The sequence below is a fragment of the Arthrobacter sp. GMC3 genome (assembly GCF_002929305.1).
In the GTDB taxonomy this organism is placed as follows: domain Bacteria; phylum Actinomycetota; class Actinomycetes; order Actinomycetales; family Micrococcaceae; genus Specibacter.
In genome coordinates this window covers 1-767 of the sequence record NZ_PJIO01000070.1, presented here as the reverse complement: position 1 = coordinate 767, position 767 = coordinate 1, and the positions used below count along the sequence as shown (strand labels likewise).

Genomic DNA, 767 nt, shown 5'->3' with positions numbered 1-767 from the left:
TGTAAAACACTCTCCATATGGGCGGTTCCTGAGTATCGAATTGATGCCCAGGAATCGCCCATTTTTACGCCTATGTCAACTTTTCTTGACAGTCAACTATTCTTGACATACGTTTGATTTATGACTACTCCTAGCACTCAGCAAGCGATCGAAGCGGCCCGGATTCTTGGCCAATACTTCGATAACGCCGACCTCTCACACAGCCAAAAGGACGAAGAAAACACGCTCCATTCATTCGCTCAGGCGCACTCCGATTCAATGGCGAGTCTCAGCCATTCAAACGAGGACACAAGGCAGCTTGCAGCGCTGGCCTATCTTCAAGAACAGATCGGAAACGTAATCTGGGACATTGTCGACAGAGAGCGCAAGGCCGGTCAATCATGGGCAGATATTGGCGACGCTCTCGGGGTCAGCCGTCAAGCTGCGCAGCAAAAATTTGGTGCCAAATCTGACTGATTCTAGGCAGGTTCCCATTGCACCGGGAGGGCGGTTTCGATGACAGTTACGACTGATTCGAGATCGCCCTTTTCCGTGTATTCGAGGATGTCAGCGAGGCGCAGCGGCTTGTTTTTGATCCTGTCCCAATCTTGACCAGGAATTAGCAGCTGCAAGTCATCTTCTTTGGTGTCCTCGAGGATTTCCTCGTCTGTGCGTTCATCTTCGAGCGCTACCAAATCGCGGAGTCCTTGGCTCCATGTGATCGCTCGACGGCCCTTAGTCGCGGCCACATATTCGTTCCAAAGCTTCATGATGATGAAATTTTCGTC

The 767-nt window shown here is 50.8% G+C and carries 2 protein-coding genes; one reads left to right on the top strand and one right to left on the bottom strand.

Annotation, left to right across the window (positions count from 1 at the left end):
* Window positions 1-120: 120 nt before the first annotated feature.
* Window positions 121-456, top strand: a complete 336-nt coding sequence (locus CXQ94_RS21460; RefSeq protein WP_104092579.1) for a hypothetical protein — start codon at window positions 121-123, stop codon at window positions 454-456.
* A gap of 2 nt (window positions 457-458) precedes the next feature.
* Here the strand turns inward: CXQ94_RS21460 and CXQ94_RS22800 are convergent.
* The coding region (locus CXQ94_RS22800) for a hypothetical protein (RefSeq protein ID WP_219817110.1) at window positions 459-767 on the bottom strand (309 nt) is incomplete at its 5' end.

Coding starts and splice junctions, on each gene's coding strand:
- CXQ94_RS21460 (WP_104092579.1), top strand. CDS start 121: ATGACTACTCCTAGCACTCAGCAAGCGATCGAAGCGGCCCGGATTCTT.